The organism is Adlercreutzia sp. (genome assembly GCF_056795635.1).
On sequence record NZ_JBQIIT010000002.1, the window covers coordinates 218,398 to 233,222 of the forward strand.

13 protein-coding genes are annotated in these 14,825 nt (G+C 64.6%); 5 read left to right on the forward strand and 8 right to left on the reverse strand.

What is annotated here, in order from left to right:
- Positions 1–43 precede the first annotated feature (43 nt).
- A complete protein-coding gene (locus tag ACTOXK_RS01970; RefSeq protein ID WP_482277888.1) occupies positions 44–1,390 on the reverse strand; it encodes a dicarboxylate/amino acid:cation symporter in 1,347 nt (448 codons plus the stop codon).
- Positions 1,391–1,408: 18 nt separating this feature from the next.
- Complete coding sequence (locus ACTOXK_RS01975) at positions 1,409–1,786, reverse strand: sulfurtransferase (RefSeq protein ID WP_482277889.1); 378 nt, start codon at positions 1,784–1,786, stop codon at positions 1,409–1,411.
- A 626-nt stretch (positions 1,787–2,412) separates the two neighbouring features.
- Here ACTOXK_RS01975 and ACTOXK_RS01980 point away from each other — a divergent pair.
- From ACTOXK_RS01980 to ACTOXK_RS01995, 4 genes are all read left to right on the forward strand, one after another.
- A complete protein-coding gene (locus ACTOXK_RS01980; protein WP_482277951.1) occupies positions 2,413–2,697 on the forward strand; it encodes an ArsR/SmtB family transcription factor in 285 nt (94 codons plus the stop codon).
- Between the two features lie 70 nt (positions 2,698–2,767).
- Entirely contained in the window at positions 2,768–2,995 is a 228-nt protein-coding gene (locus ACTOXK_RS01985) for a cation transporter (RefSeq protein WP_482277890.1), read from the forward strand.
- A gap of 207 nt (positions 2,996–3,202) precedes the next feature.
- Positions 3,203–5,188, forward strand: coding sequence for a heavy metal translocating P-type ATPase (locus ACTOXK_RS01990; RefSeq protein ID WP_482277891.1), 1,986 nt, complete (start codon positions 3,203–3,205; stop codon positions 5,186–5,188).
- A gap of 186 nt (positions 5,189–5,374) precedes the next feature.
- Positions 5,375–6,625, forward strand: coding sequence for a baeRF8 domain-containing protein (locus ACTOXK_RS01995; protein ID WP_482277892.1), 1,251 nt, complete (start codon positions 5,375–5,377; stop codon positions 6,623–6,625).
- A 117-nt stretch (positions 6,626–6,742) separates the two neighbouring features.
- Here ACTOXK_RS01995 and ACTOXK_RS02000 read toward each other — a convergent pair whose 3' ends face one another.
- The 4 genes from ACTOXK_RS02000 to ACTOXK_RS02015 form a co-directional block, all read right to left on the reverse strand.
- Positions 6,743–7,936: an MFS transporter gene (locus tag ACTOXK_RS02000; protein ID WP_482277893.1), complete on the reverse strand. Its 1,194-nt coding sequence runs from the start codon at positions 7,934–7,936 to the stop codon at positions 6,743–6,745.
- A 189-nt stretch (positions 7,937–8,125) separates the two neighbouring features.
- Positions 8,126–8,803, reverse strand: coding sequence for a Crp/Fnr family transcriptional regulator (locus ACTOXK_RS02005; RefSeq protein ID WP_482277894.1), 678 nt, complete (start codon positions 8,801–8,803; stop codon positions 8,126–8,128).
- A gap of 221 nt (positions 8,804–9,024) precedes the next feature.
- On the reverse strand, positions 9,025–9,591 hold the full coding sequence (locus tag ACTOXK_RS02010; protein WP_482277895.1) for a 4Fe-4S dicluster domain-containing protein: 567 nt from the start codon (positions 9,589–9,591) through the stop codon (positions 9,025–9,027).
- An 11-nt stretch (positions 9,592–9,602) separates the two neighbouring features.
- A complete protein-coding gene (locus tag ACTOXK_RS02015) occupies positions 9,603–12,086 on the reverse strand; it encodes a molybdopterin-dependent oxidoreductase (protein ID WP_482277896.1) in 2,484 nt (827 codons plus the stop codon).
- Positions 12,087–12,347: 261 nt separating this feature from the next.
- Here ACTOXK_RS02015 and ACTOXK_RS02020 point away from each other — a divergent pair, with 261 nt between their 5' ends.
- A complete protein-coding gene (locus ACTOXK_RS02020) occupies positions 12,348–13,589 on the forward strand; it encodes an ATP-binding protein (protein WP_482277897.1) in 1,242 nt (413 codons plus the stop codon).
- Positions 13,590–13,721: 132 nt separating this feature from the next.
- Here ACTOXK_RS02020 and rplL read toward each other — a convergent pair whose 3' ends face one another.
- Positions 13,722–14,099, reverse strand: coding sequence for a 50S ribosomal protein L7/L12 (gene rplL, locus ACTOXK_RS02025; protein WP_482277898.1), 378 nt, complete (start codon positions 14,097–14,099; stop codon positions 13,722–13,724).
- A 91-nt stretch (positions 14,100–14,190) separates the two neighbouring features.
- A complete protein-coding gene (gene rplJ / locus ACTOXK_RS02030) occupies positions 14,191–14,712 on the reverse strand; it encodes a 50S ribosomal protein L10 (protein ID WP_290072531.1) in 522 nt (173 codons plus the stop codon).
- Between the last annotated feature and the right edge of the window lie 113 nt (positions 14,713–14,825).

Sequence of the window (14,825 nt, forward strand, 5' to 3'; positions counted from 1 at the left end):
GCACCTGTCACGGGTTCGTAGGGCGGAAGAGAGACAGGCGCCCCTAGAGACGCTTCCCTTCCATGGTTTCCGCAACAGACTCGGCGCCCGTCAAGCTCGTTGCGCCCTCGGCGGCAGGCTTGCCCCGACCCGCGCCGGCGGCTTCGGCCACTTCCCCGTTGAAGAAGGCCTCGTCGGCGGGGGCCATGGCGTCGGCCACCTCGTGGCGATTCGCGTAGCCGGACAGTATCAGGGTGAGCGCGCCGTCGCCGGTCACGTTGCAGGCGGTGCCGAAGCTATCCTGCAACGCGAACACCGTGAGCACGAGGGCCGTGCCGGCTCCGTCGAAGCCGAGCAGGCCCGTGACCAGGCCGAGCGAGGCCATGACCGTGCCGCCCGGCACCCCGGGCGCCCCGATGGCGAACACGCCCAGCAGCACGCAGAACAAAAGCATGGTCGGCAGGCTCGGCAGCGCCCCGTAGAGAATCTGGGACACCACCATGCAGAAGAACACCTCGGTGAGCACCGAGCCGCACAGGTGGATGTTGGCGAACAGCGGAATACCGAAGCTCACCATGTCGCGCCGCAGGGTCTTCGCCTGGCCGGCGCATTCCAGCGCCACGCCCAGGGTGGCCGCCGACGACATGGTGCCCACGGCCGTCAGGTAGGCCGAGCCGTAATGGCGCAGCACTTCCCAGGGATTCGTGCGCGAATAGGCCCCGGCCGCGCCGTAGAGCACGCCGAGCCACACGAAGTGCCCCACGAGCACGATGGCGATGACCACAAGGAACACTGGCAGCTGGCTCGTGAGCGCCCCTTCCCAGGCCAGGCCGGCGAAGGTGCACACGATGAAGAACGGCAGGATGGGGATGACGATCTTCACCACGATGGTCAGCACCATGCGCTGGAACTCCACCAACAGGGCCGTGAACCGCGATGCCTTCGCCCACACCGCCGCCAGGCCCACCATGAGCGCCAGAGCCAGGGCGCTCGTCACGGGCATGAGCGCGGGAATCTCCAAGGGGAACTCCAGGCTGGGAATCTCGCGCAGGGCCTCGGCGCCATCGGCCAGGGTGAGGTGCGGAATGATTCCGAACCCGGCTCCCATGGACAGAAGGGCCGCTCCCAGGGTGGACAGATAGGCCACGAGCAACGCCACACCCAGAATGCGCGACACGTTCTCGCCCAGCTTGGCGATGGAGGGAGCGATGAAGCCGACGATGATGAGCGGCACGCAGAACACGATGACCTGCCGCAGCACGTCGCCGATGGTGGCCACCACGGCGATAACGCCCTCGGAAGCCACCGAGCCGATCCCCAGACCGGCCGCCACGGCCACCAGCAATATGAACGGCAGGCTCGTGACCACCTGCTTGAGAATGGCCGCGCCACCGCGCTTCGTCGTCTCCATCGCTCTCTCCTTATCCCGTTACGAGGCGCGCGCGAACGGTACCTCGGTACGCTCCACCGGGCGCGCCGGATCGCTCGTCCAGTCATTCATGCTGCCAGCGTACAGCCGCAGCCCGGTATAGCCCACGCTCGCCAGATAGTCGCAGGCAATCTTCGCATGGATGCCCGACTGGCAGTACACGATGACGCTGTCATCGGGAAATATCCCCTGGGCCTGAAACATCTCGGCCAGCGTGCCGGCCGGGTCATCCGACGCCGCCGCCACATCGAGGCGCACGTTCAGCGCCGTGGGAATGTGGCCCGCATCGTAAAGCAACGGCGGCCGCACGTCTACCAGCGGAATGCGTCCAATCTCGCGCTTCACGTAATCGGCATCGACAACCTCGTAAGCTCTCATAGCATCACCTTTCGCTTAACCGCACCTTCCGGGCGCTCCGATATTGAATGGGCGAAACGGCTATCACCATCAATGCCATCCCGCTGACCTGCGGATTTTCCACAGGTCACGAGTTTGGTCATCGATGGCCTTCATTGGGAAAATACTCCCGCAGAAGGCCGTTCGCCCCTCTGCGCCTTGCCTTTTATGGTAGCGCGCGCCGCCGGAAGACCAACAACGACCCCGTTACACTTTGTTTGCCATTGGGCGAGAAGAAGCACGCTCCCCAACCACCCCTTGACAGATGGGCGACGGCGGCTATACTTATGAATAGTTGTTCATGTGTTGTTATGTGAATACGAGAATATGCACCTACGAGTTAGGCCGCCGAAGCGAGGGCAACGGAAGAAGGCGGGAATCGTAGGAACACAGGGCACAGAGCACGAAAGCGCAATGCGCAAGCAACGAAGCGCAATGTACGAGCAACGCAGAGAGAACCGTCCGAACGAGCATGCGAGGAGCCGCCCATGGAAGAGGGCAAGAAAACAACCGAGTACGGCGTAATGGTCCTGGCCGACGGGCGCGAGACCACGGCCCCCTGCTCGTGTGGCTGCAACCGAGCCGATACGGCCTGCCTCTTCGAGGAAATGCCCGACGAGGAGCTGCTCTTCGATGTGGCCGACCTGTTCAAGGCCTTCTCGGACACCACGCGCATCAAGATCCTGTTCGCGCTCATGGGCGGCGACCTGTCCGTCACCGAGATCACCGAAGCCGTGGGCTGCACCCAAAGCGCCGTGAGCCACCAGCTGCGGAACTTGAAGCAGGCGCGGCTCGTGCGCGCCACCCGCGACGGCAAGAACATCATCTACGCCCTGTCCGACGATCACGTCTACACCATCCTCGCCCAGGGCATCACCCACATCTGCGAGTAACCACCGCACCATCGACCCATCGACCGACCACCAATCAACCGCCTGCCAACCCCTCTCGAAAGGAGCCCCCATGCGCAAGTCCTTCAAGCTCGAGAACCTCGACTGCGCCAACTGCGCCGCCAAAATGGAAGCCGGCATCAGCGAATTGCCCGGTGTGAGCAAAGCCACCATCTCCTTCATGACGAGCAAGCTCATGATCGACGCCGACACCGACGATGCCGAGGCCTTCGCCGCCATCGTCGACGCCGCCCAGCAGGTATGCGCCAGCTACGAGAAAGACTGCATCATCAAGCGGTAACCGCCCCCGGGCGGCAAGGGCGCGGCCCTTGCCCTACGACGAACGCCCGACCGCCCAACCTGTAAGAGCAGCCTCTGGCCAGGGGGCGATGCTCGACGCGCAGTTCCGCAGCGAACGGAAATGTCCAGTGGACATTTCCGCCGAGCGAGGACTGTCTGAGCATCGAGTATTGCCCCCTGGCCAGAGGCGGACCAGAAGGACCCCACCATGAGCCCCAAGCAAAAACGCCTCCTCACCCGCATCGTCGTTGCCCTCGTCATCTTCTTCGCCGTCATCGCGCTGGAAGAGACCGGCGTGCTGCGCGCTACCTTCGGCAGCCCCGGCGACGTGTACGCCGAGTTCGCGCTTTTCCTCATCCCCTACCTCATCGCCGGCTACGACGTCATCGCTGGCGCCTTCCGCGGCCTCGTGCGCGGCCACGCCCTGGACGAGGACTTCCTCATGACCGTGGCCACCTTCGGCGCGTTCTCGCTCGTGGCCTTCCCCCACACCGAACCGCATATGGCCGAGGGCGCCGCCGTCATGCTGTTCTTCCAGGTGGGCGAGTTGTTCCAAAGCTACGCGGTGGACAAGTCGCGAAAATCCATCGCCGATATGATGGACATCGCCCCGGAATTCGCCAACGTGATGGAAGAGGGGAAGCTCAAGCAGGTGGACCCCTTCGAGCTGGCCCCCGACGACGAGTTCATCGTCATGCCCGGCGAGCGTATCCCGCTGGATGGCGTCATCCTCACCGGCGAGAGCCAGATCGACACCGCCGCGCTCACCGGCGAATCGGTGCCCCGCACGGCGCAGCCCGGCGACGAAGTTATATCCGGCTGCGTGAACCTCACGGGCAAGCTCGTGGTGCGCGCCACGAAGCCCTTCGAAGATTCCACGGTGAGCCGCATCCTGGAACTGGTGGAGAACGCCGCCGAGAAGAAGGCCCGCACCGAGAACTTCATCACCCGCTTCGCCCGGGTGTACACCCCCATCGTTGTGGGCGTGGCGGCCGTACTCGCCATCGTGCCCCCGCTGCTGTTCGGCCAGGATTGGGCCGACTGGGTCCTGCGCGGCCTCACCTTCCTCGTGGTGTCGTGCCCCTGCGCGCTGGTGATCTCGGTACCCCTGTCGTTCTTCGGCGGCATCGGCGGCGCATCACGCCTGGGCATTCTGGTGAAGGGGTCGAACTACCTGGAGGCCCTGGGCTCCACGGAAACCGTCGTGTTCGACAAGACCGGCACCCTGACCGACGGCACCTTCGCCGTGACCGAGCTGATGTGCGCTCCCGGCGTGACCGAGGCCGAGCTCGTGGCCACCGCCGCCGCGGCCGAGGCCTTCTCCACCCACCCCATCGCCCAGTCGGTGCGAGCCTACGGCGAAGCCATGGCGAACGGGGAGCGGCCGGGTGGCGCCCCCGCAACGAACGGGGGACGGCCCGCCACCGACGCCGCCCCGCTGGCCGATCGCGTTCGCGATGTGCGCGAGGTGAGCGGCCAGGGCGTGGAGGCCACCGTGGACGGCCGCGCGGTGCTCGTGGGCAACGGCAAGCTCATGGCTGCCCACGCCGTACCCTTCCAAGCGACCGATGCCGCCGGCACGGTGCTGTACGTGGCCGCCGACGGCGCCTTCCTCGGCACCATCGTCATCGCCGACACCATCAAGCCCACGGCGGCCCAGGCCATCGCCGACTTGCGAGCGGCCGGCGTGAAGAAGACCGTCATGCTCACCGGCGACCGCGCCGATGTGGCCGCCTCCGTGGCCGCCCGGCTCGGCATCGACGAGGTGCACAGCGAGCTGCTGCCCCAGGACAAGGTGGCCGAGGTGGAGGCCCTACTGGCCGAGACCGAGCGCACAAGCCACGGCAAGGGCAAGCTCGCCTTCGTCGGCGACGGCATCAACGACGCGCCGGTACTCACCCGCGCCGATATCGGCATCGCCATGGGGGCCATGGGATCGGACGCCGCCATCGAGGCCGCCGACGTGGTGCTCATGAACGACAACCCCGACGACATCGCCCGCGCCATCGACCTGGCCCGCCGCACCATGCGCATCGTGTGGCAGAACATCGTGTTCGCCCTCGGCATCAAGTTCGCCGTGCTCGTGCTGGCCGCCTTCGGCATCGCCAACATGTGGATGGCCGTCTTCGCCGACGTGGGCGTGGCCGTCATCGCCATCCTGAACGCCATGCGCGCCATGAACGTGAGAAACTAAATCAGCATTTCGGCAACCAGAAGTTCACAGACCCGCCCATAGCCCCCGATTTCTCCGGTCGGGGGCTATGCTTTTCACTGCGCGACGCCTTCCCATCCGCTCCGCGCGATCCCGCAGGATCGCTCCGGGACGCTGGCCCCCAAGGCTGCGCGACCCAGCAGTTCCCGACTATTATGGAGGTTCGTCATGAAAGACGAGAAGGAGACCCTGCGCAAGACCGATGACAGCATTCACGTGATGGAGAGCTTCGATCCCGCCATCCTCGCCAACGTGACCGCGCCGGTCGTGTCGCTCTACATTCCGGTACACCACAGCGAGCGCGAGGAGCGCCGCGACCGGTGGGACGGCGACATGTTCAAGGACCTGATGAAGGACGCCGAGCGCACCCTGGCCGAGACCTACGACAAGGACGCCTATAAGGGCATCCTGGAGAAGGCCGACTACCTGCTGGCCCATCCTGATATGCCGCTGTGGCTGCACGCCGGCGAGGGCCTCGGCTTCCTCATGAGCAACACCGACGTGTACGTGTACAACCTGTTCTTCGCCCCCGATCCCATGGTGGCCGCCGGCGACACCTACTTCGTGAAGCCGCTGCTGCGCAACTTCCAGTACGGCACCGAGTACTACATCCTGGAGCTGGGCAACGACCGCTTCAGCTGGGTGAAGGGCGACCGCACCCATGTGGCGCGCCAGCAGCTGCCCCAGGAAGTACACGACTATTTCAGCGAGCTGTTCGCCAACAGCGACGACACCGCCGCCGACATGAAGAAGGGCGAGCTGGGCGCGCTGGACTACATCACCCTGGAAGGCCACATGGGCCAGTACCACGACCACCAGTCCCGCAACGAGGTGAAGAAAGACGACGCCCTGCCCTGGTTCCGCTACGTGAACAAAGCCGTGAACGACTATCTGGTGCGCGACGATGCCACGCCCATCATCCTGTGCTGCGACGAGGAGTACGAGCACGCCTTCCGCAAGATCTGCACCCTGCGCCACCTGCTGCCCGAGGGCATCAAGAAGGATCCGGCCGGCCTGGACGGCAAGGCGCTGCTGGATGCAGCCCTCACCGTGATGGACGGCATCCGCGACGCGAACCTCAAGCAGGCCGCCGAGCAGTTCGGCGGCGATGCGGCCCACGGCAAGGCCTCTGACGACTTCGACGCCATCGGCATGGCCCTGGCCGAGCGCCGCGTGGGCGCGCTGTTCATGGTGAAGGGGAAGATCCTGCCCGGCGGCTTCGACATCAACACCGGCACCGTCACCTTCGACGGCAATCCGAACCCGGTCGACGACGGCTACATCGACCCGGCCGCCCCGGACATCACCGACGCCTTCGCCCAGGCGGCTCTGGCCCAGGACGCCCACATCTACATCGTGGACCAGGACCAGATGCCCACCGCCTCTCCGGTGGCCGCCCTGTTCCGCTACGCCGAGTAGCCCGCAAGAACCCCAAGCACTACCCATGGAGGGAGCCCTGCGGGGCTCCCTTTCCTGTACCGTCGCCCGTTCCCCACGGCAAGACCGAGGGAACCGTCGCCCGTTCCCCGCGCGAGGCTACTCCCGCCGTCGCCCGTTCCCCACGGCGAGACCGAGGGCCGCCCCCGTGGTGACCACACCCCACAGGGCGAACACCAGGGCAGGATTGATCAGCGAGAACAACGCGCCGAAGAAGACGCCCGAGAGCCCCGCTCCGGCATCGATGCAATTCTGCTGCATGGCGATGAACGACGAGCGACCCGCCGGAGCCACGGACTTGGCGATCAGGGCCACGGCGCTCGTCACCGTTCCGAAATAGCCGATGCCGAGCACGAGACCGGCCACGGGAAGAAGCGCCGACACGCCGGGAACGAGGGCCAGCAGCCCGGTGCCCACACCCAGGCAGACCCCGAAGCCGACGAGCACCCCCAGCGAGGGATACCGATCCACGAGCCAGCCGGCCACGGGATTGGCCGCCAAGCCGCCCGCGCCCACGAGCGCCATGAGCAGGCCGGCATTGGCCGCGGGAGCGGCCTGCTCCACAAAGGGCGTGGCGAAGCTGGAAATGAGCCCGTAGCCCAAGGCCGCCACAAACGTGGCGCCGAGCACGCCGACGGCCAGGTGAGAGTGCGCCACCAGCATGCGCCGCAACGAGGCGAGCAGACCCGCGCCCGAGGCCTTCCCTTCTGCCGCAGAGCCCTCGGCCTCTGTGCGGGGCCGCGTCACGGGAGCCGCCAGCACGCAGAGGAAGCCCACGGCCGCCACTGCCCCCAAGGTCGCGAAGGTACCTTTGTAGCCCACGGCCTGCACCAGGGGAAACAGCGCCGCAGCCGACACCATGAGCGCCACAGAGGACACGAGCCGATACAGGCCCAGCGTCAGGCCCGAGCTTCGCTGGAAGGCCGCCTCGCTCACGGCAGACAGGGCACACGGAAAGAACGCCGCCATGCCCACGGCTTGCACACAGCGCACGGCGAGCACCAAGGGGAAGGTGTCGCACAAACCCAGAAGCGGCGTGGCGACCGTATAGGCGGCCATGCCCGCCAACATGAGCGGCTTTGGCCCGCGGCGGTCGGCCAAGGGGCCGAACCAAAAACGCAAGGCAACCGCCACCGCCAGAAACACCGTGGCCTGAAGCCCCGCCTGGAACAAATCGCCCCCGAAGCCCACCACGGCCAGGGGCACGTAGATCATGCTCCCGTGATTGCAGCTGTAGGCACAGAACCCCGCCGCGAACAGCAGGGCCAGCGTCGCCGTGCCCCTCTTCCCCATGGCCCCTCCCCTCTGGCCGTCGTTTACCGGGCCCATGCTAGCAAAAACCGCCAGTCGGGTTCCGCACAGCATTGGGTATTCGATTGTCCTACTTCAAGGATAGAAGAGACCGCCACGCCGCCCGCACTCCCCTTCGCAACCCATTGCCCACGGTGCGGTCGCAGAGCGCTGCTCGGGCCGGCGCGTCGCCTACCCCTCCCCCATCTCGGCGAACTGCCGCAGCCCTTCCGAGTCGCGCACTCGCAGAGGACGAGGATCTTTCTCCACGAGCCCCAGTTTGCGCAGGTGGGACAGGGCGTTGCTCACGGTGTTGCGATGGGAGCCGATGATCTCGGCCAACTCGTCGATGGAGTAGGACACCACCGGCTGACCGTCGCTGCTCAAGGCGTACAGCAGCGAAGCCAGGCGCCGCACGCCCGTCTGGAACGACAGGCTCGCGATCTCCTCGGTCTGAGAGTTCATGATGGAGAACAAGTACTCGATGTAGGCCATGTAGTATTCGGTGTGGTTATCGCAAAAGGCGATGAGCTCAGCGAAGTCGATGGCGTACAGCTCGCAATCGGTCACCGCCTCGGCCGTGGAACGGGTCATGCGGTCGCGCTTGAACCCCTGAAAGGCGAACTGGGTGCCCGCCGCATGGTAGAAGAGCGTCTTCACGGCCCCCTCGGCCGAAGACAGGTACAGGCGCACGAGCCCGCTGGCCACATGGTAGGTGCAGGGGTGGCGCTCCTCGGCCTGGAAGATCAGCTCCCCCTTGCGATAGCTGCGGCGCTCCACAGGCAGGTCGCCCTGGGCCAGCAGCTCCTCGGTGGTGAACACCGCGGGGAACCGTTCGGCATCGATAAATTGCATGAGCTTGGAATCCACGTTCGCCCCTCCTCCTATGCGAGCGCCTCCCCGAGGGAGGGAGGCGGGAAAGCGCTCGCCGCGCATAGATTGGTTATTCTATCAGGCGCATCTTCGCCAGTTGGGGCGCGGGCATCCTGATTCGCTCAAACAGTCCTCGCTTTGCGGAAGTGCCCACTGGGCACTTCCGGTCGCCGCGGAACTCGCTCGGCCAGGACGCCCCGCGCGCCCGAGCCGTCAAACTAGCAGTAATACACCGACGGCTCGGTGCCCTCCTCGGGCAGCAGAGGCTCGGCACCCAGCTCGGCGATGAGCTTCGACACCTCGCTTTCCGGATCGCTGATCTCGCCGAACACGCGGGCCTCGGCCGGGCAGCTGCACACGCACAGCGGCTCTTCGCCGGCTTCCACGCGAGGGCGACAGAAGTCGCACTTCATGGCAAGACCCAGGGCGTCGGCCACCACAGGCGCGTCGTAGGGGCAGGACTGCACGCAGGTGCCGCAACCGATGCACACGTTGGGGTCGCTTTCCACCACGCCATCTTCCTCGCGCTTGGCCATGGCGCCGGTGGGGCAGTTCGCCACGCAGGCCGGGGCCGCGCAGTGGTTGCACAGATGCGGGCGGAAGGTCACCGACACGTTCGGGTAGGTGCCCTCTACCAGGTAGTTCTCCGCCTGGCCCACGGTTTCCAGATAGCCCAGGTACACATCCTCGGGGCACTCGTGCAACAGATGGCAGCCCACGACGCAGGTCTGGCAGCCCACGCAGCGGTTCGTGCGCACGAGCATTCCATATTGCTTCTCAGCCATGATTCCCTCCTCTAAGCCTTCTCAACTTCGATCATGATGTCGTTGAACGCGCTGTTGGTCTGCGAGTAATGCTCCTCGGCAGGGCTCAAGGTGAGGTGGCTCAGGTACTGATGGCTGCCGCCGATCACGCGATCGGGAGTCCAGCCGGCCTGGGCCGCGGTCACGCCGGGCATGATGCCCTCGGTCACGAACGCCGTCATCTTCGCCTCGCCGCGGTCGTTGAACAGCCGCACCACATCGCCGTGCTTGATACCGCGGGCCTCGGCGTCCACGGGATTGATCTGGAGCGTCTGCTCCATCTGCACCGCATGGAGCGCCGGGCAGTCGCAGTGCTGGGTGTGCACGTTCATGCGGTCGTGGTAAGTGAGGTGCATGAGCGGGTACTTCGCCGCCAGCTCGGGGTTGGAGTACTCGATGGCCGGGGTGTGCAGGGGCACCTGCTCGTCGAACTCCACCATGTCCTCGGTGTAGAACTCGAAGCGGCCCGTGGGGGTCTGGTACTGCTGATCCTCGAAGACGATGAGGGGCTCGTCGTAGATGCCCGTGGGCATACCCCACATGCCCACCTTGATGGCCTCGTCGAAGTTGAAGCCCTCGAAGGCGGAGCTGTCGGGATTCGGCCAGGAGCGCACCCATTCCTCGGGGGTCTTGCTCCACAGCTCGCCCAATCCCACGCGCTCGGCCAGCATGGTCATCATCTCGCAGTCCGACTTGCTCTCGCCGAGCGGCTCGATGGCCGGCTTCACGAGGAACACCCACGGCGCGCGGTCGTACAGATCCCAGTACTCCCACAGGCTCGTGGCAGGCAGCACGTAGTCGGCGTACTTCGCCGTCCAGGTCCACCAGGGATCGGCCACCACGATGGTGGAGATGTTCGGGAACACCTCGTCGATGATGCGGTGCGCGTCCGGGCTCTGGTTCAGGAAGTTCGACACGTTGAACCAGATGAAGTCGCAGCGCACGGGATCGTGCTCGACGGCGCACTGGTAGATGAGCGAGCTCTTCACCATGTTCGCCTTGTTTTCGCCCGTGTTGGCCCACTCGTCGTAGAGGAACTCGGGCGCCGTCTCGCCGGGCACCGGCTTGTTCGCCTTGGTGCCGCCGGCATGGGAGGCGCCACCGCCGCGCACGCCCACGTAGCCGGCCACAGCGGCCAGCACGGCCACGGTACGGAACGACTGGTAGGAGTTGTAGGTGCGCTGCATGCCCTGACCCATGCGGATGCCCGCGGGCTTCGCGTCGCTGTATTCTCGGGCGAAGGTCTCGATGACGTCCACCGGCACGCCGGACAGCTCGCTGGCGCGTTCCAGGGGGTACTCCGCCGCCCGTTCCTTCAGGTGCACGAAGGCCGGCTTCACCTTCACGCCGTCAACCTCGAAGGCGCCCTCGATGGGAGCGTCCACGCCCTCAGTGTCGGCCGGCACAGCCTTGTTTTGGGCGGGATCCCACACCATGTAGGCGTCGCCCTCGCCGCGCAGGTACTTCCCGTCATCGTCGCGCACGAGCAGGCTGCCGCAGCTGTGCTTGGAAAGGAACTCCTTGTCGTGGCGGTCGTTGGAGATGATCCAGTTGATCATGCCCAGGGCCAGGGCCGAGTCGCCGCCGGGCCGGATGGGAATCCACTGGTCGGCGATGGTGGCGGTGGAGGAGAAGCGCGGGTCGATGTAGACGATCTTCGCGCCCCGCTCGCGAGCCCGCACGATATAGCGCAGCTCGCTCGTGTGGGTATCTGCCAGATTGCGGCCCCAGATGACCACCATGTTGGAGTTCTGCTCGTAGTCGCGGGTGTCATGGGCGCCGCGGATGACGCCGTAGACCATCTTCATGCCCATGGACGCGCCGTGGTCGCCCATGATGCCCTCGATGTCCCAGGTGGTCGCGCCGTAGCATCCGGCGAAGCGGGTGGCCGATTGCATGGCCAGCTTGCTCTGGTTGCCGGTGAAGGAGTAGAAGGAACAGGCCGTGGGCCCGTACTTCTCCTTCGATTCCTCCAGGCGCGCGGCGATCTCGTCCATGGCCTGGTCCCAGCTGATGCGCTCGAACTCACCGCTGCCGCGCTCGCCGGTGCGCTTCATGGGGTACATGACGCGCAGATCCTCGTTCTGCACGCGCTCGATGAACGACATGGAGCGCAGGCAGGCATTGGCGTAATCGGGGCGCCCGGGCATCTCGCCGGGCTCCACGGCCACGAGCTTGCCGTCGCGCACATGGCCCTTCAGCAGGCAGCGCGACGTGCAGTTGTAGCTGCAGCAGGCATAGGAGTACTCAGTGGCGGCCAGCTTCGCGGCCCCCTCGTCGGTGCCGCTTCCCGTGTTGGACAGCTTCTCTTCCTCGGCCTGCGGCGCACAGCCGGCCAAACCGAGGGCGCTGGCCACGGTGATCCAGCCCACACCCTTGATGAAGGTGCGGCGGCACAGCTTGCCGTCCCGCATGAATTCCACGGGACCCTGATCCGTTGAGAGGTTCTCGATGGCGTACTTGTCGGTCTCGCCCATAACTCCCCCTTCTTTCCTATGGCGCCGAGCCGAAAACCGAACAGCGCGCCGGCCGCAGCCGCTGCGCTCTCCCCTCCCAGTCCCGCGCCTCTTCCATCTCTTCCTCGCGCGATGGTCGCATACTACGGAAAGCCCCCGTCCCCTTTCCACACAGAATTGGGTAGCGTCGATACAGAGGCAGTCGAATTAAATTTGTTTAATGCTTTGAAGATTTTTCTGATAGAATTAAGCAACTTTAATTCTATCCCGTTGGGAGACCGCATGATACTGCGTGAGAATTACCTCAACCGCATCCGTCCCTTCTACGATTCTCCTCTCATTAAGATAATCGTCGGGGTTCGTCGCTGCGGCAAATCGGTGCTCTTACGCCAGATAGCCGACGAAATCCACCGACAGGACGCCCCACACAATTCGATCATCTTCGTTGATCTCGACGACTACGCGAACCGAGAGCTCCTCGACCCCGACCACCTCTTCTCCTTCATTACGGAAAAGCTCGAGGGTCTTGACGGACAGAAAGCCTACCTGTTCTTCGACGAGATCCAAAACGTGCGCAACTTCGAGCTTGTCGTCAATTCGCTCAACAACACCGGCCGCGCGAGCATTTTTCTCACTGGCTCGAATTCCAAGCTTCTTTCCGGGGAGCTCGCTACCAAGCTGGGAGGGCGCACCCTCGCTTTCCGCATGATGCCCTTCAATTTCCGAGAGTTCCTCCAATTCAAGGAAGACGAGCTTCGCTCCAACGCCCATGAGGGGCACCTCGACCCCAGCGGGCTCTTGCCGCACTACCTGCAATGGGGAGGCTTCCCGCTCGTCTGCGATCAGAAAGACGACGAATCACGCCGGGTGGTGCTCGACAACCTCTACAGCTCCATCGTGCTGCGCGACATCATCCAGCGAAGCAAGACCTCGTCGCCCGCCACGCTCGAGAATGTGCTCGACTATCTTATTGCCAACTCATCGGCTACCATATCCGGCAACAACATCGCCGCCGTCCTCTCCGATTCGGCTCGCAAAGTATCGGCCCCCACCGTGTATGACCTGCTGAAGTCCATTGAAGATTCCTATATCGTGAGCAAGGTGGAGCGATTCGACATCCGCGGCAAGAAAATACTCTCGTTCGAGGCCAAGGAGTACGTCTGCGATTTGGGATTCTTCCATGTAAGGAAGAACCGCGTCAAGGACGAGTGGAACTGCGTGATGGAAACCGCCGTCTACAACGAACTTCTCTCGCGGGGCATGCGCGTGTACATCGGGAAAACCTACAAGGGGGAGATCGACTTCATTGCCGAGCGCGACGGAAAGCGCTGCTACCTGCAAGTGGCCTACCTCATGGCCGATGAGGACACCCGGGAAAGGGAGTTTGGCGCCTTTCGGGCCATTGGCGACGAGTATCCCAAATACGTCATCTCGATGGATCCCCTCACCATGAGCCGGGACGGCATAACCCACTTGAGGCTTGTCGATTTCCTCACCGACGAGAACCTGCTGACGCTCAGATAGCCATAACGATTCAGCGTCTCCACGCGAAACGGAATGACGCTGCCCTCTGCCATCCCAAAACAAAAAAAGAACCCCGCTCGAAAGCGGGGTTCTTGACAGTCTCTCGACTGGAGAAGTTTCGCGAAAGCGAATTTACTTCAGGGTCACAGCGGCGCCGGCCTCTTCCAGCTTGCCCTTGATCTCCTCGGCCTTCTCCTTGTTCACGCCCTCGGCCACCGGCTTCGGAGCGCCCTCGACGACCTCCTTGGCCTCCTTCAGGCCCAGGCCGGTGATCTCACGGACAACCTTGATGACGGCGATCTTGTTGTCGCCGAAGCCCTCGAGGACGACGTCGAAGTCGGACTTCTCCTCGGCGGCAGCGCCACCCTCAGCCGGAGCGGCGGCGGCCACGGCCACCGGAGCGGCGGCGGACACGCCGAAGGTCTCCTCGATGTCCTTCACGAGCTCGGAAGCCTCGAGCAGGGACATCTCCTTCAGAGCCTCAATGATCTCTTCACGAGTAACAGCCATGTTAGTTTCCTTTCAAAGGGGGCCGGCGCCTCTTCGTGCCGGCCAAAGTTTTCTTCGTTGCTACGCGACCCGTCTCAGGCCGCCCGAGCTGTTAGGCAGCTTCCTTCTGCTCGGCCACGGCCTTGACGACCTGGGCCAGGCCACGCGGCACACCGTTGATGGTGGTGGCCAGACCACGAGCGACGCCGGAGATGGCACCGGCGATCTGGGCCATGAGCTGCTCGCGAGAGGGCAGAGAAGCGATAGCCTCCACCTCCGCGGCCGACACGGCAGCGCCTTCCATCAGGCCGCCCTTGATCTCAAGGTTCTGGTTGGCCTTGGCGAAGGTCTTCAGGGCCTTCGCGGAAGCGGCCACGTCGTTGCCGGAGAACACGAACGCGCTGGGGCCGGCGAGCACATCGTCGAGCGTCGGCAGCTCGGCCTCGGACAGCGCCAGGTGAACCAGCGTGTTCTTGTAGACCTTCAGCACCGAGCCAGTCTCGCGAATGTCGCGACGCAGCTGCTGCATCTCCTTCACGGTCAGGCCGCGGTAGTCCACGACCCACATGGCGGAAACGCCGTCGAGATCCTCCTTGATGCTGGCGAGCATCTCCTTGTTCTGAGCGTTGGGCATGTTGTACGTACACCTCCTTCTCAAAGCTTTCCGGGTTCCGCACCTTGGTTGGGTGGGCCGCCTGCCTTGAGAAGAGAAACGGCCCCCGCCCATAAGACGGAGGCCGCACGAAT

Coding starts and splice junctions, on each gene's coding strand:
- ACTOXK_RS02000 (WP_482277893.1), bottom strand. CDS start 7,936: ATGGGGAAGAGGGGCACGGCGACGCTGGCCCTGCTGTTCGCGGCGGGG.
- rplJ (WP_290072531.1), bottom strand. CDS start 14,712: ATGCCCAACGCTCAGAACAAGGAGATGCTCGCCAGCATCAAGGAGGAT.
- ACTOXK_RS01975 (WP_482277889.1), bottom strand. CDS start 1,786: ATGAGAGCTTACGAGGTTGTCGATGCCGATTACGTGAAGCGCGAGATT.
- ACTOXK_RS02020 (WP_482277897.1), top strand. CDS start 12,348: ATGATACTGCGTGAGAATTACCTCAACCGCATCCGTCCCTTCTACGAT.
- ACTOXK_RS01990 (WP_482277891.1), top strand. CDS start 3,203: ATGAGCCCCAAGCAAAAACGCCTCCTCACCCGCATCGTCGTTGCCCTC.
- rplL (WP_482277898.1), bottom strand. CDS start 14,099: ATGGCTGTTACTCGTGAAGAGATCATTGAGGCTCTGAAGGAGATGTCC.
- ACTOXK_RS01995 (WP_482277892.1), top strand. CDS start 5,375: ATGAAAGACGAGAAGGAGACCCTGCGCAAGACCGATGACAGCATTCAC.
- ACTOXK_RS01985 (WP_482277890.1), top strand. CDS start 2,768: ATGCGCAAGTCCTTCAAGCTCGAGAACCTCGACTGCGCCAACTGCGCC.
- ACTOXK_RS01980 (WP_482277951.1), top strand. CDS start 2,413: ATGCCCGACGAGGAGCTGCTCTTCGATGTGGCCGACCTGTTCAAGGCC.
- ACTOXK_RS01970 (WP_482277888.1), bottom strand. CDS start 1,390: ATGGAGACGACGAAGCGCGGTGGCGCGGCCATTCTCAAGCAGGTGGTC.
- ACTOXK_RS02015 (WP_482277896.1), bottom strand. CDS start 12,086: ATGGGCGAGACCGACAAGTACGCCATCGAGAACCTCTCAACGGATCAG.
- ACTOXK_RS02010 (WP_482277895.1), bottom strand. CDS start 9,591: ATGGCTGAGAAGCAATATGGAATGCTCGTGCGCACGAACCGCTGCGTG.